Origin of the sequence: Pseudonocardia oroxyli, from assembly GCF_900102195.1 — a bacterium.
Lineage (GTDB): Bacteria > Actinomycetota > Actinomycetes > Mycobacteriales > Pseudonocardiaceae > Pseudonocardia > Pseudonocardia oroxyli.
Window position 1 is genome coordinate 222,193 of the sequence record NZ_FNBE01000003.1, and the last position, 17,477, is coordinate 239,669.

The following is a 17,477-nucleotide window of genomic DNA, read 5'->3' on the forward strand; positions in this document are numbered from 1 at the left end:
CGATGGATCTTCCCCTGGTCTGGTTCCTCGCCATCGCCGTCCTGTGGACCGGCTACTTCGTCCTGGAGGGCTTCGACTTCGGCGTCGGCGCCCTGCTCCCGGTGCTGGCCCGCGACGACACCGACCGCCGCGTGATGATCAACTCGATCGGGCCGGTCTGGGACGGCAACGAGGTCTGGTTGATCACCGCCGTCGGCGCCACGTTCGCCGCGTTCCCGGCCTGGTACGCGTCGATGCTGAGCGGCTTCTACCTGCCCGTGCTGCTGATCCTGCTCGCCCTGATCGGGCGGGGGGTGGCGTTCGAGTACCGCGGCAAGGGCGACACCGCCCGCTGGCGGGCCCGCTGGGACACGGTGATCGTCCTCGGCAGCGCGATTCCGGCGTTCCTGTGGGGCCTGATCTTCGCCAACCTCGTGCGGGGCCTGGAGATGGGTGCCGACCACGTCGTCACGGCGAGCGTGTTCGCCCTGTTCAACGGTTACGCGGTGCTCGGCGGCCTGCTGACCCTGAGCCTGTTCCTGCTGCACGGCGCGGTGTTCCTGGCGCTGAAGACCGACGGGCCGGTGCGGGTGCGGGCGCGCGCGTTCGCGGGTCGCTCGGTGCTGGTCGTGCTCCCGCTGCTGGTCGCGTTCGTGGCGTGGACCGGGCGCGGCGGGGCGCTCGCGGCAGGCGTGGTCGCCGTCGTCGCCCTGGTGGCGGGCGCCGTCGCGATCCGGCGCGGGCGGGAGGGCTGGGCCTTCACGGCCACCGCCGTCGCGGTCGGCCTGCTCTCGGTGACGATCTTCGGGACGCTGTTCCCGGAGGTCCTGCCCTCCACCACCGACCCCGCCTTCTCGCTGACGATCGCGAACGCCGCCTCGGCGCCCTACACGCTGACCGTGATGAGCTGGGTCGCCCTGGTGTTCCTGCCCCTGGTCCTGGGCTACCAGGCGTGGAGCTACTGGGTGTTCCGCAAGCGGGTCGGCCGCGACCACATCCCCGCGGCGCACTGATGAGACCCCTCGACCCCCGCCTGCTGCGCACGGCGAGCGCCGTCCGCACGCACCTGCTCGTCGCCATCGGGTGCGGGGCGGCCCTCACCGGGCTGATCCTGCTGCAGGCGTGGCTCGTGTCCCGGGTGATCGCGGACGCCACCGCGGGAGCCGGGCTCGAGGAGCTCGCCCTGGTGATCGCGGCCGTCGCCGCGGTCGCGGTCGCCAGGGCCGGGCTCGCCTACGGGTCGGAGGCCGCGGCGCTGCGCAGCGCCGCGAAGGCCAAGTCGCAGCTGCGGATGCGGCTGGTCGAGCACACCACCCGGGGCCGTCCGCGGAACGCGGGCGAGCTCGTCACCCTCGCGACCCGGGGGCTCGACGCCCTCGACGACTACTTCGCCCGGTACCTCCCCCAGCTCGTCCTCGCCGTGCTCGTGCCGGTGGCCGTGCTGGTCGTGGTGGCGGGCGCGGACTGGATCTCGGCGGTCGTGATCGCGGTGACCCTCCCGCTGATCCCGCTGTTCATGGCGCTCGTCGGGATGCACACCCAGGCCCGGACCGCGCGGCAGTGGTCGCTGCTGGAGCGGCTGGGCGGACACTTCCTCGACGTCGTCGAGGGGCTCCCGACCCTGGCCCTGTTCCGCCGGGCGAAGGCCGAGGCCGCGCTGGTCCGGCGGGTCACGGACCAGCACCGCGAGGCGACCATGGGCACGCTGAAGGTGGCGTTCCTGTCGGCCTTCGTGCTCGAGGTGCTCGCGACGCTCGCGGTCGCGCTGGTCGCGGTGGAGATCGGGTTCCGGCTGCTGTGGGGTGACCTCCCGCTGAGCACCGCCCTGTTCGTGCTGATCCTGGCCCCGGAGGCGTACCTGCCGCTGCGCGAGGTCGGGGCCCGCTTCCACGCCTCGATGGAGGGTGTCGCGGCGGCGGAGAAGGTGTTCGCGGTGCTCGACTCGCGCGACGGCGGGCCCGACGGCACCGCACCGGCCCCGCGCGGCGACATCGAGCTGGACGAGGTCTGGGTCGTCCACCCCGAGCGGACCGCGCTGTCCGGTCTGTCGGCGGTGTTCCCGGCCGGCCGGACCACCGTGATCAGCGGTCCGAGCGGCGCGGGCAAGTCGACGATCCTGAACCTGCTCCTGCGCTTCACCGAGCCCACCGCGGGCCGGGTCACCGTGGGCGGCGTGGACCTCGCCGACGTCGACGCCGCGGCCTGGCGACGCACCCTCGCCTGGGTCCCGCAGGACCCCCATCTGTTCGACGAGAGCCTCGCCGACAACATCCGGCTCGGCGCCCCCGACGCGACCCTCGACGAGGTCCGCCGGGCCGCGCACCGCGCGGAGCTGGACGAGGTCATCGCGGATCTGCCCGAGGGCCTGGACACCCGGCTCGGGGAGCGCGGGACGCGGCTGTCGAGCGGGCAGCGCAGGCGCGTCGCGCTGGCCAGGGCCTTCCTCCGGGACGCGCCCGTGGTGCTGCTCGACGAGCCCACCGCCCACCTCGATCCCGACAACGCCGCGGCCGTGCGCCGCGCCGTCGAGAGCCTGACCGAGGGCCGCACCGCCGTGATCGTGACCCACGACCCCGCCTGGACCACCCCCGACCGGCGCACGGCGCTGTCGCTCACCCCCGCGGAGCGGACGGGCCGTTCGCCGGAGATGGCCCGATGAGCGCCCCGGAGGAGCGAACGGCGCAGCCGCTCACCGGCGGGCGCGGCGGGCTGGTGCGGATGCTCGCGTTGGCGCGGCCCCGGGGCGCGCGGTTCCTGCTGGGGGTGTTGCTGGGGGCGGTCGCCACCGCGGCCGGGGTCGGGTTGCTGAGCCTGGCGGCCTGGCTCATCGCCACCGCCGCGACACACCCGCCGGTCACCGCGCTCAGCGTCGCCGTGGTGCTGACGCGGGCGCTGGGCGTCACCCGCGGGGTGGCCCGCTACCTCGAGCGGCTGGTCACCCACGACGCCGCGTTGCGCACCCTCGCCGAGGCCCGCGACCGCGTCTACGCCCGGCTCGCGGCGACCGAACCGGTGCGCCGGTTCCGCAGCGGCGACCTGGTGAGCAGGCTGGTCAGCGACACCGACGCCACCCAGGACCTGCTGGTCCGCGGGCTCACACCCCCGCTGAGCGCGCTGCTGGTCGGCGGCGGCGTGGTCGCCCTGTCGACGGCCCTGCTCACCGAGGGCGGGCTGCTCCTGCTGGGCGGGCTGCTGCTGGCCGGGCTCGGGGTCCCGCTGCTCGCGGCGCGGCTGGGCCGGGGCCCGGCCCGCCGGGCCGCGGCGGCGCGCGCCGAGCTCGCCACCCGGCTCGTCGACACCCTGCACGGCGCCCCCGACCTGCTCGCCTACGGCGCGATGGACCGCGCGCGGGCGCAGGTCGGCGCGGCCGACGCCGCCCTGACCCGGGCCGCGCGCCGGGACGCGGCCGTCCTCGGTTTCGGGGCGGGCGCCACCGCCCTGATCGCCGGGCTGACGCTGTGGGGCTCGCTGCTGCTCGGCGTCGCGGCGGTGACCAGGGGCGATCTCGCGCCGATCCCACTGGCGGTCCTGGTGCTGACCGCGCTGGCCGCGTTCGAGATCGTGGCGCCGCTGCCCGCGGCGGCGGCCCGGCTCGGGGCCGTCCGGGAGAGCGGCGACCGGCTGTTCGCGGTGCTCGACACCCCACCGGCCACCGCACCCGCGGACCCGACCCCGGTCCCGTCGCACTCCGCCGACCTGCGGATCCGCGGGCTGCGGGCGGGCTACGGCGACACCGAGGTCCTGCACGGGGTCGACCTGGACGTGCCCGCGGGGACGCACGTCGCCGTCGTCGGGCCGAGTGGGGCGGGCAAGAGCACGCTCGCCGCGGTGCTGTTCCGGTTCATGGACGCCACCGGCGAGGTCCGGCTCGGCGAGGCCGACCTCCTGCGCCGCAGCCCCGACGCGGTGCGTGCCGCGGTGAGCGGCGTCCCGCAGGACCCGCACGTCTTCGACAGCACCGTCCGGGAGAACCTGCGCCTGGCCAGGCCGGACGCGACCGATCCCGAGCTGCGGGACGTGCTGGACCGGGTCCGGCTCGACCTGGGGCTCGACGAGCGGGTCGGCACCCACGGGCACCGCCTCAGCGGCGGCATGCGCAGGCGGCTCGCGCTCGCCAGGGCGCTGCTGACCGATCCCGCCCTGCTCGTCCTCGACGAGCCGACGGCCCATCTCGACCCGGCCACCCGGGACGTCGTGCTCGACGACCTGCTCACCGCCGCGGCCGGCCGCACCACCCTGCTGATCACCCACGACCCCGCCCTGCTCGACCGCATGGACCACGTTCTGCGCATATCGGACGGACGGCTACAGACCCCTCTCAGCATGACCACAGCCCGGCACTGAGACGCTTCCCCCGTGCGTACGAGACTCGCTCCTCTGGTCGCCGCGGTCGCGGCGGGCCTCGTCCTGCTCGCCGGGTGCTCCGGCGGCCCCACGCCGAGCGGGGAGGGGACCGACCGCACGGTGTCCGGCCTCGACCTGTCCGAGGGGTGGGACTGGCAGCCGCAGGCGACGCCGCTGGAGCTCGGCGTCACCCACACCCAGAACACGCTCGACGCCGCCGACGTGCCCGAGGCGGACGCGCGCGGCGCAGCGATCCTCGCCAAGAGCGGCGACTGGCAGAACGTGCACCTGATGGGCTTCGGCACGCTCAACCCCGAGCCCTCCCCCGGCGACTACGACTGGTCCACGCTCGACCGGCGGATGAAGCTCGTCCAGGACGCGGGCGCCAAGACCATCCTCACCGCCTGCTGTGCGCCGGACTGGATGAAGGGCGGCCAGGCCGGGCAGACCGACTGGGACCAGCTGGAGAAGGCGCCGGACCCGGACCAGTTCCAGGCCTACGCCGACCTCGTCGCGCAGACCGTGCAGCGCTACCCGCAGATCGAGAAGGTGCAGGTCTGGAACGAGCTCAAGGGCTTCTTCCACCCGGAGTGGAACCGCTGGGACTACGAGGGCTACACGGACCTCTACAACCGCGTCTACACCGCGGTGAAGGCCGTCCGGCCGGACGTGCAGGTCGGCGGCCCGTACCCGGTCATGATCAGCCTGACCCGGGACGACACCAACGCCTCCGACGAGCTGACCGGCCCGTGGGGCGCGCTCGACCAGCGGGTGATCGACGCGCTGGACTACTGGTTCGCGAACAAGGTCGGCGCGGACTTCCTCGTCGTCGACGGCGGCACCGCGGTCCGGGAGGGCACGATCAGCGGCAGGCTGGACGACGCGGCGCGCAAGTTCGTCGACGTCGACCGGTGGCTGCAGAGCAAGTCGAACCTGCCGATCTGGTGGGCCGAGTTCTACCCGGACGTCCCGCCCGGCCAGGACGCCTCGGCGACCAGCCAGGCCAGCGCCGCCGCCACGATCTCGGCGGTCGACGCGTTCGCCCGCTCCGGCGCCGCGGGCGCCCTGCTCTGGGGCCCGCAGGAGTACGACCTGCAGTACGCGGCCCTGTGGACCGACGCGACCGAGGCGGACGGCGGGCAGCCCACCCCGCTGACCCCCGCCTGGGAGTGGCTCGTCCCCCGACTCGCCGCGGGCGGGATGGAGCTGGGCACGAGCCAGACCCAGCCGCTGATCGCCTTCCGCGCCCCGGACGGCTCGGTGCTCGTGGCGAACATGAGCGACCAGTCCGTCCCCGTGCAGGGCCAGGACCCGATCCCGCCCTACGGCATCGGCACCGCCCCGGCCCGCTCCTGACCACCCGCCCCTCGACGGCGAACGGCGCGTCCGCTCACACCGAGTGAGCGAACGCGCCGATCGTCGTCAGGCCTTGGGGCCGCCTGCGACGTAGATGACCTGGCCGTTGACGAAGCCGGAGCGCTCGTCGACGAAGAACGACACCGTCTGGGCGATGTCCTCGACCTCGCCGGCACGCTGCACCGGGATCTCCTCGGCCCGCGCGGTGCGGTACTCGTCCCAGTCCAGGCCCAGCCGCTCGGCGGTCGCCTTGGTCATCTCGCTGGCGATGAAGCCGGGCGCGATGCAGTTCGCGGTGACTCCGAACTTGCCCAGCTCGATCGCGAGGGTCTTGGTGAAGCCCTGCAGACCCGCCTTCGCCGTGGAGTAGTTGGCCTGCCCGCGGTTGCCCAGCGCCGAGGTCGACGACAGGTTCACGATCCGGCCGAACTTCGCGTCCACCATGTGCTTCTGGACGGCCTTGGTCATCAGGAACGAGCCCTTGAGGTGCACGTTCATCACGGCGTCCCAGTCCGACTCGGCCATCTTGAAGATCAGGTTGTCCCGGGTGATGCCCGCGTTGTTGACCAGCACGGTCGGCGCGCCGAGCTCCTCGGCGACCCGCGCGACCGCCGCCTCGACGGCCGCCGCGTCCGCCACGTCCGCACCGATGGCGAGAGCGGTGCCCCCGGCGGCGGCGATCGCCTCCACGGTGCCCTTGGCCGCGGACTCCTCGAGGTCGATCACCGCGACCTTGAAGCCGTCCTGCGCCAGCCGCAGCGCCGTCGCCGCGCCGATCCCGCGCGCCGCACCCGTCACGATCGCGACCCGCCCCTGGGTCTCCGCCATGTCCCGTCTCCTTCGACTTCGCCGACACTGCGCTGCTGCCACCACGCCGCTCGACACCGCGCTCCCGATCGAACGATCGGATCGCCCCGATCCTCGCATCGCCTCGCCGTCCGTGGGCAAGCCGTGTCACACGAGACACGTCGGCGGCGTGGTGCGACTGCATTAGGGTCGTCCCCCATGACGGTTCTGGAGCGGTTCTCGTTGAGTGGCAGGGTGGCCATCGTGACGGGCGCGTCGTCGGGGCTCGGAGTGGCCTTCGCGAAGGCGCTCGCGGAGGCCGGAGCGGACGTCGTACTCGGGGCGCGGCGCGCCGACCGGCTGGCCGACACCCAGAAGCTGGTCGAGGGGCTGGACCGGCGCGCGCTGTCGGTGGCCACCGACGTGGCGAGCCAGCCCGCGTGCCAGAACCTCGTCGACACCGCGATGGCCGAGTTCGGCCAGGTGGATGTCCTGGTGAACAACGCGGGCATCGGCACCGCCCACCCGGCGACCCGGGAGACCGTCGAGCAGTTCACGCAGGTCATCGACGTCAACCTGAACGGCTGCTACTGGATGGCGCAGGCCTGCGGGCGGGTCATGGAGCCCGGCAGCAGCATCGTCAACATCTCCAGCATCCTCGGCCTCACCACCGCGGGCCTCCCCCAGGCCGCCTACTCCGCGAGCAAGGCGGGCCTCATCGGCCTGACCCGCGACCTGGCCCAGCAGTGGGGCGGCCGCAAGGGCATCCGGGTCAACGCGCTGGCCCCGGGCTTCGTCGAGTCCGAGATGACCGACACCTACCAGCCCGGCTACCTGGACACGATGCTCGAGCAGCGGGTCCCGTTGGGACGCAAGGGCGATCCGGAGGAGCTCGCCGCCGCGCTCGTCTTCCTGGCCAGCTCCGCGGGCGGCTACGTGACCGGCCAGACGTTCGCCGTCGACGGCGGGATCACGATCACCTGATCTCCGCGTTCGACACGGCGGGCAGGGGCCGAGGTCTGCCATCATCCGGGCATGAGCCACGATCCCTACAGCGACCTGCCCCAGGTCCCGTCGTTCGACGTGACGAGCACCGACGTCAAGGACGGCGGCACCCTCGCCACTGCTCAGCTCTCCGGCATCTTCGGCGTCCCCGGCGGCGAGGACGTCTCGCCCTCCCTGACCTGGAGCGGGTTCCCCGCCGAGACCAAGTCCTTCGTCGTGACCTGCTACGACCCGGACGCGCCCACGGCGTCGGGCTTCTGGCACTGGGCGGTCGTCGACCTGCCCGCCTCGACCACCTCGCTGCCGACGAACGCGGGCGACGAGGGCGCGGACCTGCCCGGGGGCGCGTTCACCCTGGCCAACGACGGCGGGCTCAAGCGCTTCCTGGGTGCCGCCCCGCCGCCCGGACACGGCCCGCACCGGTACTTCTTCGTGGTGCACGCGGTGGACGTGGAGAGCCTGGGCATCCCGGAGGAGGCGTCCAACGCCTTCCTCGGGTTCAACCTGTTCAGCCACACCCTCGCGCGCGCCACGCTCGTCGCCACGCACGAGAACACGGGCTGACCTGCGGGCACGGCCGGGGAGCGCTAGCGTCCCCGCCGTGCCCGACATCACCGACCTGATCCTCGACGATCACGAGTGGTTCCGGCGCCGCTTCGCGGAGCTGGACCACCAACGTGTCGCCGAGGCCGATCCCACCACCCTGCGCGAGATCTGGCGTCCGCTCGCCGACCTGCTGGACGTCCACGCCGAGGCGGAGGAGCGCATCTTCTATCCCGCGCTGCTCCGCTCCGGGGAGAACGACCCCCAGGAGGAGACGCTCGACGCCATCGGCGACCACAACGACATCCGGGACGGCGTGCGGCAGGCCGACCGGTACCCCGTCGGGAGCGCCGGGTGGTGGGAGGGCGTCGACGCGGCCCGGGCCGCGAACGACGAACACATGGGCGAGGAGGAGAACGAGGGCCTCCCCGACTTCCGGCTCCACGCCCCGAGCGGGCTCCGCGACGCGCTCGGGGCCCGGTTCACCGAGTTCACCCAGCGGCACGCGGGCACCCGCGGGCTCGACGTCGTGGACAAGGACCCGCACCAGTACGTCGACGACATCGAGCGGGAGATCGCTCCGCCGTCGGACTCGTCCGGCGACGTCTCGCTCGGCATCGGCAGCTTGAAAGGACGACCGTGACCGCATCCTCCGACCATCTCCTCCGGGCGCACGCGCCCATCCCGACCGAGTCATGGAAGGCCATCGACGACGAGGCCCGTGAGCGCCTCACCCCGCTCCTGTCGGCCCGCAAGGTCGTCGACTTCGTCGGCGCGGGCGGCTGGCGCCGCTCCGCGTACTCGCTCGGTCGCAGCACCGCCCTGGCCGGCCCGCCGCCGGGCGTCGACGGCGCGGACGGGGTCCGCACGTCCGTGCGGCGCGTCCAACCCCTCGCCGAGGTGCGGGTGCCGTTCACGGTGAGCCGCGCGGAGATCGACGACATCCAGCGCGGCGCCCCCGACCCTGATCTCGACGACCTCGCGCGGGCCGCCCGGGTCGCGGCGGAGGTGGAGAACCGGGCGATCTTCCACGGCTGGCCGGCCGCCCAGGTGGAGGGGATCGCGCAGGTCTCGCCGTACCCGTCGCCCGCCTTGGGCGCGGACTGCCTGACCTGGCCCGGCGCCGTGGCCCGCGGTGTGGACGCCCTGCGCCGCAACGGGATCGGCGGCCCGTACTCGCTGCTGGTCTCCCCCGATCTCTACACCAGGATCGTCGAGACCACCGAGCACGGCGGCTACCTGCTGTTCGACCACCTCAAGAACATCCTGCGCGGCCACGTCATCTGGACGGCGGGGGTGGACGGCGCCGTCCTGGTCAGCGAGCGCGGCGGAGACTTCGTGCTGGACGTGGGGCAGGACCTCTCCGTCGGCTATCTCAGCCACGACGCCGACACGGTCTCCCTCTACCTCGAGGAGTCCTTCACCTTCCGCGTCCTCGAGCCGGACGCCGGCATCGTCTTCAGCACCTGATCCGTGAGTGGCGATGGTCGCTCTGGCGACCATCGCCACTCACGGGTGGTCAGAGGGTGAGCAGGCGGTCGAAGAAGGCGCGGTAGCGGTTGAGGGCCTGGCGGAGCTGCTCGGTGTCCGCCTCCTCGTTGCGCAGGTCCCGCTCCAGGTCGGCGCGCTGCGTGGCGAACAGCTCCGCGACGTCGTCGAGGACGTGCCCGACCAGCTCGTTCGCGACCCGGACCGCGCCGCGCGGCTCGTCGACGAAGGAGGCCTTGAGTCCCTCCCACCGGTGCCGGTAGTCCTCGGCCCGGTCGGTGGGGACGAGCGCGACGGCCTGCTCCCCCGTCTGCGCCTGCGGGTCCCGGGCGCCGAGGCGGTCGGAGTAGGACCCGCCGTCGTGCTGGTCGCGGCGCGCCGAGTCGGGCTGTGCGTCGGGGTGCGGGTCGGTGCGTCCCGGCGCACTGTCGGTGTCCGAGGTGGGTCCGGCGTCGGTGTCCGGCGTGGGTTCGCGCCAGGTGTCGTCCGCGGGCGCGGGGTCGCGGACGGCGTCGTGGGCGTGGGTGCCGTGCGGGTCGGTGCGGTGCGAGTCCGTGCGGTGCGAGTCGGTGGGGCGCGGATCGGTGCGGTCTGGGTCGGTGGGGTGCGGGTCGGTGCCTCGGTCCGCGTCGTGCGGCGCGTCGCCGCGGGGGACGTCGACGACGCGCATGTCGTCCCTGCGCGTGTGGTCGCCGGTCGGCCCCGTGGGGTGCTCGGTGTGGTGCCCGGTGGTGTGCTCGCCGTGGTCGCGCGGGGCGGGGAACTCGTCGGCGGGCCGGTCGCGGGTGTCGGTGGCGGACGTCGTGGCGCGCGGCTCGTCCCGGCCGAGGACCTTGTCCATGAAGGTGCGGTCGTCGTCGCTCATGTCGTCTCTCCTCAGGCGTGGGTGTTGGTGCGGCCGGTGTCGCGGCCCAGCAGGGCCTCGACGAGCTCGCGGTAGGCCGTGACGGCACCGCGCAGGTCCTCGGTGTCCGCGCGGTGGTCGCGGTTGGCGGCGGCGATGCGCCGCGCCTCGCGGTAGCGCTGGACGACCACGGGATGCTCGACGGCGACGTCCTTGGCGCGCTCGTCGGCGTCGTCGACGGGGTAGCCGCGGGCGGACATCAGCTCGTCGACCAGCGCGTCGGCGTGTTCGACGGCCCGGTCCGGGTCGTCGACGAACTCCGCCTGCACGCTCGTCCAGCGCTGCTCGAAGGTGGCCCGCTCGCGCTCGTCGAGCTCGCGCAGCGGCAACGCGCGATGCCGCTTCTCGCGCTCGGCGAGCACCCGGTCGGTCTCGGCGGGGTCCCCGGTCTCGGCGAGCTGACGGTCGTACTCGGGACCGAAGCGTTCTCTCAGCCGCGCGCTGCGGCGCTTCCCGGCACGCGACCACGCGAAGGCCACCACGGCCAGGAGCGCGATCACCACGACGACGATCACTACGATGACTGCGGTGCTGCTCATGCCCTCCGGGTGCCCCACCGCGCGCCGTCACAATCCGGTGGTTCACTCTCGATCTGTGACCGCCATCACACTGATGTGAGGGAGGAGGAATCACTCCGTGTCATCCGAGGGAATGGATACCGCCACCCGGATCGAAGCGGCCGCGGACGAGCTCTACGGCGTCCCGCCGGAGGACTTCGTGCCCGTCCGCGACGAGCTGGTCGCGGAGGCGAAGGCCGCCGACGACAAGGAGGCCGCGAAGGCGATCGGCAGGCTGCGCAGGCCGAACCAGGCCGCCTGGCTCGCCAACCTGCTCGCCCGGGAGCGCGGCGACCAGCTCGACGCGCTGCTGGACCTCGCGGGCGAGCTCAACTCCGCCCAGCGCGCGCTCGACGGCGCGCAGCTGCGCGCCTTGTCCGCCCAGCGGTCCAAGCTCGTCGGGGCGATGGCCCGGGAGGCCCGCCGCATCGCGGCCGCCGACGGCCACCGGGTCACCGAGAGCGTCGAGCGGGACCTGCGCGGCATCCTGGACGCCGCCCTCGCCGACCCCGACATCGCCGACGAGGTCCGTTCGGGACGACTGACCCGCACCGTCAGCTGGTCGGGTTTCGGCCCGGAGGCGGGTGCGTCCTCGCTCGGCGGCCGCGCCGCGGCCCGGCCGGGCACCCGGGAGCCGCGCGAGCCGCGCACGGCCCGCACCCCCCGCCGTCCCGCGCCGGGCAGGCCCGGTCAGGGCCTCCCGGGCGTCGAGCCGCGTCGCGGCCGCCGGACCGTCGGACCGGGCGAGCCGGGGGACGACGTCCTGGAGACGCCCGAGACCACCGAGTCGCCGTCCGACGCTCCGTCCGACAGGGAGTCCGACACGGAGTCCGACACGGAGTCCGAGGCGGAGCGCCGCGAACGGGAGCGGGCCGAGCGGGCGGAGGCGGAGCGCCGCCAACGGGAGCGGGCCGCGGCCGAGGAGGCGGTCGCCGAGTCCCGCCGCACCGCGGAACGGGCCGCGGACGCCCACGAGGACGCCACCGCCACCCTCCGGGACGCCGAGTCCGAGCGCGACGACGCCGGCGCCCGCGTCGAGCAGCTCACCGCCGAGCTCGACCGCGCCCGGGAGGCCCGCACCGCCGCACAGTCCGCGGTGAAGGACGCCGCGCGGGCCGAACGCGAGGCGAGCCGGGCCGCCCGGGACGCCGCCGCCGCGCTCGCGAAGGCCGAGGCCCTGCTCGACTCGCTCCAGTGACAGCCTTCTGATCACCAGGCGCTCAGGGCTGAGGGGCACAACCCGCGAACCCTCAGCGCCTGATGATCTCCACTCCGCATGATCAACAGGCGCTGAGGGCTCATTTCGCATCGCGTGCGAACCGCGAGCGCCTGATGATCACCCCACAGCATGATCAGCAGGCGCTCAAGGCTGGTCAGGTCGGCCGAGCGAACCCTCAGCGTCTGATGATCACCGTGGGGAGGGGGCGTCGCGGAGCTCCCGTTTGAGCGGCTTGCCCGTCGCGGTGCGCGGGAGCGGCTCGGTCCAGAACCGCACGTGGGTGGGCACGGCGAAGGTCGCCACCCGCTCGGCCACGTGGTGCTGCAGCTCCTCGATGGTGCCGGTCGCGCCCGGCCGGACCCGCACCGCGACCGCGACCTCCTCGCCCAGCGTCGGGTGCGGGACGCCGTAGACCGCCACCTCCGCCACCCACGGCAGCTCGTGCAGCGCGGCCTCGACCTAGGAGCTGTAGACGTTCTCGCCGCCGCGGATCACCACGTCCTTGAGCCGGTCCACCACGTACACCCAGCCCCGCTCGACGTACCCGAGGTCCCCGGTGCGGAACCACCCGTCGACGAACGCGGCGGCGGTCGCGACCGTGTTGTTCCAGTAGCCCGACACGACGTTCGGCCCGCGGAACCACAGCTCCCCGACGCCGTCGACGTCGCGCAGCGTCTCCGGGTCCACGATCCGCAGGTCCGCCCCGGGCGCCGGCCGCCCGACGCTGTCCGGGTGGGCCTGGAAGTCCGTGGACACGTTGGCGCACACCGCGGACGTCGTCTCGGTGAGGCCGTAGCCGTTGGACGCATGAGGGCCGAGCCCGGCGCCGATGCGCCGCACCAGCTCCGGCGGGATCGGCGCCCCGCCCATGGCGAACCGGTTCAGGGTGCCCAGCTCGTCGGGGTGCGCGATCGCGTCCTCGGCCAGCTCGCCCAGCGTCGTCGGGACGCCGGCGGCGCCGGTGAGGCGGTGGGTGCGCACCAGCCGTCGGGCCTCGGCGCGGTCCCAGCGGTACAACGTGGCCACCGAGCCGCCGGTCAGGACCTGCCCGTACAGGCTGTTGAGCCCGGCGATGTGGAAGAGCGGGTAGGTCAGCAGCACCCCGGTCGGTCCGCCGGGGGTCGCGCCGCGGGCACGCAGTCCGGCCCGCGCGGTGAGCATGGTGTTCAGCGCGTTGGTGACGTGGTTGCGGTGGGTGTGCACCGCGCCCTTCGGACGCCCGGTGGTGCCGGAGGTGTAGAGGATCGTGGAGAGGTCGTCCGGGGCCACGGTGACCGGCGGCGGGCCCGCGGCGGGATCGAGCGAGGCCATCAGCTCCGCCCACTCCCGGGCGTCCGACTCCCCGGTCCCCCGGACCCGCACCACCGGGACGTGCCCCACCAGCCCCGGGGCGCGCTCGCCGTCCGCCACCACCAGCCGCGCACCGGAGTCGCCGACCGCCCAGACCAGCTCCCCCGCCGTCCACCAGGCGTTGAGCGGCACCGCGACCAGGCCGGCGACCTGCGCCGCCCAGAACGCGACGCTCCACTCCGGGTAGTTGCGCATCGCGATCCCGACGCGGTCCCCGGGCGCCAGCCCGTACCGGGTGAGCAGCGCGTCGGCCAGGCCGTAGACCTGCCGCAGGTGCTCCCCGTAGCTGCGCTCCTCGTCCGCGTAGACCCAGTGCGGGCGTTCGGCGAACACGGCGGAGGCGTGCAGGATCTCCGCCAGGGTGGTGGGCCCGGTCGCGTAGACGCGCATCGGGATCCCCCGGACGGTCTCCTCCCGCAGCGGGAACTCGCCGCCCGGAGCCGTCAGCTCGGCGAGCGCGCGGCCGACCGGGGTCTCCGCGGCGGGAAGGAGGTCGTCGTCGACTCCGCTCATGTCGATCACCCTGCCACGCCGCAACCGCGGCATGACAGGGTCACGGTGTGGCGGTGCAACGGATCAAGGGCTTCCCGTGGGGCCGGTGGGCCCTGCTGCTCGTCCTCACCGTCGGGCTCACGGCGGTGCTGCAGGCGCTCGGTGTGCCCTCCCCCGCCCTGTTCGCGGGCCTCGCGGTGGCCACCGTCCTGGCGTTGATCGGGATCGGGCCGGAGCGCGTCGCGCGGCCTGCGACGTCCGGGGCGCAGGCCGTGATCGGCGTCGTCATCGGGGTGTTGGCCACGCCCGGGACCCTGTCGTCCGTCGCCGTCGACTGGCTCCCGGTCCTGCTCGTCAGCCTCGGCACGCTCGCGGTGAGCATGGCCGCCGGGCTGTTGCTGGGCCTGCAGCGCGGCGTCTCCCCGCTGACCGGGATGCTCGCGCTGACCGCGGGCGGCGCCTCGGGGCTGGTGGCCGTCACCCGCGAGCTCGGCGGGGACGAGCGGATCGTGTCGGTGATCCAGTACCTGCGGGTCGGGATGGTCACGGCCACCATGCCGATCGTGGCGACGGCGGTGTTCGGTGCCGCCCACGTCGGCGTCGGCGGTGGGGCCCAGACTAGCTCCGCGCCCTGGTACCTGGGGCTCGCCCTGGTCGCGGTCTGCGCACTGGTCGGCGTGCCGGTCGCGAACCGGCTGCACGTGCCCGCGGGGGCGCTGCTCGGGCCGATGGTGCTGGCGCTGGCGCTGAGTCTGGGCGGGCTCACCTTCGGCGCGTCCCCGCCCGAGCCGCTGGTCGACGTCGCCTACGCGGTGATCGGCTGGCAGGCGGGCCTGCGGTTCACCCGACCCGCCCTGCGCATCGTGCTGCGGGTGCTCCCGGCCGCGACGGCGCTGATCCTGGCGATCGTCGCGGCCTGCGCGGGGCTGGGCCTGGTGCTCTCGTGGACCACGGACGCCTCGCTGCTCGACGGCTACCTGGCCACGACCCCGGGCGGGGTGTACGCCGTGCTGGCCACGGCGATCTCCTCGGGCGGGGACGTGACGTTCGTCGTCGCCGTCCAGGTGGTGCGGGTGATCCTGATGCTGCTCGTGGCCCCGTTCATCGCGCGGCTGGTGGGCCGGCGGTGGAGCTGATGTCCGCGAGGCTCCGGCCGGTCGTGCGCGGCCCGAGCACGGCGACGTCCACCGCGACGATCAGCATCGCCCCCGCGATGGCGGCGAACACGGCCGTCGGACCGGCCGAGTCCAGCAGCGGGACCAGCAGGAACGGCATCACCGCGGTCGCGAGCCGGGACAGCGAGTAGGCCGAGCCCGCGCCGGTGGCCCGCAGCGTCGTCGGGAAGAGCTCGCCCGAGTAGACGTGGAAGCCGTTGGAGAACAGGTTGCTGACCACGGTGTATCCGAAGCCGAGCAGCACGATGGCCACCGCGCTGCTCGAGTAGCCGAAGGCCAGGCCGAGCACGATCATCCCGAGCGCCGCACCGACGATCATCGTCTTGCGCTCGAACCGTTCGATCAGCGGGATGGACAGCGCCGAGCCGATCGGGTAGCCGAGGAAGGACAGGGCGGTGAAGGTCAGCCCCTGGACGACGTCGTACCCCTTGGCCGCCAACACCAACGGGACCAGCGTGCCGAAGCCGTAGTAGCCGAAGGTCTGGAAGAGCTGGAAGATCCACAGCATGATCGTGCGGGTCCGCCAGGGCGCGCGGAACAGGGCGCGCACGGGCTCGCGCTTCGGCGGCGCGGTGTCGGCGACCGGCTCCGGGGGCGCCAGCGCACCCGCCTGCGCCTCGAACGTGCGGACCACCGCATCCGCCTCCTCGCCGCGACCGACCGAGGCCAGCCACCGCGGCGACTCCGGCAGCCCGCGCCGCATCGCCCAGCAGAGGATCGCGCCGATCCCGCCGAGCAGGAACATCCAGCGCCAGCCCTCGAGCCCCAGGAAGGTGTGCGGGGTGATCACCCGCGCCAGCAGCCCCGCCACCGGCACGCCGCAGAAGCCCAGCGTGTACGCCCACGCGATCATGCGGCCGCGCTTGCGGGCGGGCAGCAGGTCCGAGAGGTAGGCGTCGCACAGCGGCAGCTCGGCGCCGATCCCGACCCCGGCGAGGAACCGGAACAGGATCAACAGCTCGACGTTCGGGCTGAACGCGGCGAGCACCGAGAACACCGAGTAGATCCCGAGCGTCAGGAAGAACGCGCGCCTGCGCCCGAGCCGGTCGGCCAACCGGGACAACGTGATCGCCCCCAGGAACGCGCCGATGAACGCCGAGGCGAGCACCAGCTTCTGGGCCGTGCCGGTGACCCCGAACTCCTTGCCGAGCACGGTCGCGAGGGTCCCGGCGAGGAAGACCTCGTAGAGGTCGAAGAACATCCCGATGCCGACGGCGACCACCGCGAAGCGGTGTCGTGGGGTGATCGGCAACCGGTCCATCCGTGCGTGGATCTCGGCCGCCGTGCTGTGCGACGTCGATGTCATACCCGCATCGTGAACCGAGGCTCACCATGTATGCCGAGCGAGAACGTGTTATGTCCGGATGATCCGGCCTGCCGGAGGCTGGGGGACGCGCGCGGGGTGCAGGACCCAGGCCAGCGCCTCGATCCCGTCGACGAGCCCGGGGCCCGCCTTGACGACGAGCTCGGCGGAGTCGATCGCCACGACCGGCACCCCGGGGAACCGGTCGCGGACGGGCCCCGCCTGGGCGACGGCGTCGTCGAGGCCGAAGCCGCAGGGGGCGACCACGACGACGTCGGGGGTCAGGGCCTGCAGCGCGGACCACTCCGCCGCGACGCTGCGCCCGCCCTCGATCCCCGCGAGCGGCTCCCCGCCCGCACGCCGCACCAGCTCGGGCACCCAGTGCCCGGGGACGTAGGCCGGATCGGTCCACTCCAGGACCAGGACCCGGGGGCGGGGCGCGTCGGCGACGGCCGCGGCGACGGCGGCCAGGCGGTCCGTCAGGTCCCGGACCAGCTGCGACGCCGCGTGGTGCGCCCCCGCCGCCGCGCCGACGTCCGCGATCGCGACGAGGACGTCGTCGAGCGTGTGCGGGTCCACGGAGACGACGGTGGCGGCGGACCCGATCTCGGCCAGCGCCTCCTCGACGGTGCCCGCGGGCAGCGCGCAGACGCGGCAGAGGTCCTGGGTGAGGATCAGGTCGGGCTCGATCTCCCGCAGGGCGGCCCGATCCAGCTCGTACAGCGGCAGGCCGGCGGCGGCCCGCTCGCCGACCCACGCGTCGATCTCCGCGGGCGCGAGCCCCGGCGGGATCGCGGTGTCCACCACGACGGGCACCCCGGGCGCCGGACACTCGAACGTGACGGCGGCGAGGGAGTCCCGCAGCCCGAGCCGCAGGGTGATCTCGGTGGCGGCGGGCAGCAACGACGCGATCCGCATGACCGGCAGCCTACGGCCGCCCGTGCGTGGCGAGTGGTGCTCCAGCACTACTTGCCGC

Annotated in this window: 17 protein-coding genes; 10 read left to right on the plus strand and 7 right to left on the minus strand. The window is 74.0% G+C overall.

Features of this window, described 5'->3' with window-relative positions; all coding sequences use genetic code 11:
• Positions 1-2: 2 nt before the first annotated feature.
• Genes cydB through BLS43_RS06065 form a run of 4 tightly spaced genes read left to right on the plus strand, consistent with a single transcriptional unit; the run spans position 3 to position 5,679 of the window.
• Positions 3-992 (plus strand): cytochrome d ubiquinol oxidase subunit II, encoded by a 990-nt coding sequence (gene cydB, locus BLS43_RS06050; RefSeq protein ID WP_093078001.1) that lies wholly within the window; start codon positions 3-5, stop codon positions 990-992.
• Positions 992-2,638: a thiol reductant ABC exporter subunit CydD gene (cydD, locus tag BLS43_RS06055; RefSeq protein WP_093078005.1), complete on the plus strand. Its 1,647-nt coding sequence runs from the start codon at positions 992-994 to the stop codon at positions 2,636-2,638. The genes cydB and cydD overlap by 1 nt, the downstream gene beginning before the upstream one ends.
• A complete protein-coding gene (gene cydC, locus BLS43_RS06060) occupies positions 2,635-4,323 on the plus strand; it encodes a thiol reductant ABC exporter subunit CydC (RefSeq protein ID WP_093078008.1) in 1,689 nt (562 codons plus the stop codon). The genes cydD and cydC overlap by 4 nt, the downstream gene beginning before the upstream one ends.
• Positions 4,324-4,335: 12 nt before the next feature.
• Entirely contained in the window at positions 4,336-5,679 is a 1,344-nt protein-coding gene (locus tag BLS43_RS06065) for a GH39 family glycosyl hydrolase (RefSeq protein WP_093078011.1), read from the plus strand.
• A 66-nt stretch (positions 5,680-5,745) separates the two neighbouring features.
• Here the strand turns inward: BLS43_RS06065 and fabG are convergent, their stop codons facing one another.
• On the minus strand, positions 5,746-6,507 hold the full coding sequence (gene fabG, locus BLS43_RS06070; RefSeq protein WP_093078014.1) for a 3-oxoacyl-ACP reductase FabG: 762 nt from the start codon (positions 6,505-6,507) through the stop codon (positions 5,746-5,748).
• 177 nt (positions 6,508-6,684) lie between these two features.
• Between fabG and BLS43_RS06075 the strand changes: the two genes are divergently transcribed.
• Genes BLS43_RS06075 through BLS43_RS06090 form a run of 4 tightly spaced genes read left to right on the plus strand, consistent with a single transcriptional unit; the run spans position 6,685 to position 9,483 of the window.
• Positions 6,685-7,449: an SDR family NAD(P)-dependent oxidoreductase gene (locus tag BLS43_RS06075; RefSeq protein WP_093078017.1), complete on the plus strand. Its 765-nt coding sequence runs from the start codon at positions 6,685-6,687 to the stop codon at positions 7,447-7,449.
• Between the two features lie 51 nt (positions 7,450-7,500).
• A complete protein-coding gene (locus BLS43_RS06080; protein WP_093078020.1) occupies positions 7,501-8,034 on the plus strand; it encodes a YbhB/YbcL family Raf kinase inhibitor-like protein in 534 nt (177 codons plus the stop codon).
• A 37-nt stretch (positions 8,035-8,071) separates the two neighbouring features.
• On the plus strand, positions 8,072-8,656 hold the full coding sequence (locus tag BLS43_RS06085; RefSeq protein ID WP_093078023.1) for a hemerythrin domain-containing protein: 585 nt from the start codon (positions 8,072-8,074) through the stop codon (positions 8,654-8,656).
• On the plus strand, positions 8,653-9,483 hold the full coding sequence (locus BLS43_RS06090) for a family 1 encapsulin nanocompartment shell protein (RefSeq protein ID WP_093078026.1): 831 nt from the start codon (positions 8,653-8,655) through the stop codon (positions 9,481-9,483). The genes BLS43_RS06085 and BLS43_RS06090 overlap by 4 nt, the downstream gene beginning before the upstream one ends.
• A 49-nt stretch (positions 9,484-9,532) precedes the next feature.
• On the opposite strand, the gene BLS43_RS06095 is transcribed toward BLS43_RS06090, so the two are convergent.
• Both BLS43_RS06095 and BLS43_RS06100 read right to left on the minus strand, forming a co-directional pair.
• The gene (locus BLS43_RS06095; RefSeq protein WP_093078029.1) at positions 9,533-10,366 is read right to left on the minus strand and encodes a hypothetical protein; all 834 of its coding nucleotides are present in this window, start codon (positions 10,364-10,366) and stop codon (positions 9,533-9,535) included.
• An 11-nt stretch (positions 10,367-10,377) separates the two neighbouring features.
• Positions 10,378-10,944 carry a hypothetical protein gene (locus BLS43_RS06100; RefSeq protein ID WP_093078541.1) on the minus strand — a complete coding sequence of 189 codons (567 nt, stop codon included), beginning with the start codon at positions 10,942-10,944 and terminating at the stop codon, positions 10,378-10,380.
• 112 nt (positions 10,945-11,056) lie between these two features.
• Here BLS43_RS06100 and BLS43_RS06105 point away from each other — a divergent pair, with 112 nt between their 5' ends.
• On the plus strand, positions 11,057-12,160 hold the full coding sequence (locus BLS43_RS06105; protein ID WP_093078032.1) for a hypothetical protein: 1,104 nt from the start codon (positions 11,057-11,059) through the stop codon (positions 12,158-12,160).
• 210 nt (positions 12,161-12,370) lie between these two features.
• Here BLS43_RS06105 and BLS43_RS30440 read toward each other — a convergent pair whose 3' ends face one another.
• Both BLS43_RS30440 and BLS43_RS06110 read right to left on the minus strand, forming a co-directional pair.
• Complete coding sequence (locus BLS43_RS30440; RefSeq protein WP_281245817.1) at positions 12,371-12,628, minus strand: AMP-binding enzyme; 258 nt, start codon at positions 12,626-12,628, stop codon at positions 12,371-12,373.
• A 12-nt stretch (positions 12,629-12,640) separates the two neighbouring features.
• Positions 12,641-14,044, minus strand: coding sequence for a class I adenylate-forming enzyme family protein (locus BLS43_RS06110; protein WP_218129722.1), 1,404 nt, complete (start codon positions 14,042-14,044; stop codon positions 12,641-12,643).
• Between the two features lie 47 nt (positions 14,045-14,091).
• On the opposite strand from BLS43_RS06110, the gene BLS43_RS06115 reads away from it, so the two are divergent.
• A complete protein-coding gene (locus tag BLS43_RS06115; RefSeq protein WP_218129723.1) occupies positions 14,092-15,159 on the plus strand; it encodes an AbrB family transcriptional regulator in 1,068 nt (355 codons plus the stop codon).
• On the opposite strand, the gene BLS43_RS06120 is transcribed toward BLS43_RS06115, so the two are convergent.
• A complete protein-coding gene (locus tag BLS43_RS06120; RefSeq protein ID WP_093078036.1) occupies positions 15,125-16,504 on the minus strand; it encodes an MFS transporter in 1,380 nt (459 codons plus the stop codon). The genes BLS43_RS06115 and BLS43_RS06120 overlap by 35 nt on opposite strands.
• Before the next feature lie 48 nt (positions 16,505-16,552).
• Positions 16,553-17,419: an ABC transporter substrate-binding protein gene (locus BLS43_RS06125; RefSeq protein WP_093078547.1), complete on the minus strand. Its 867-nt coding sequence runs from the start codon at positions 17,417-17,419 to the stop codon at positions 16,553-16,555.
• Positions 17,420-17,477: the final 58 nt, after the last annotated feature.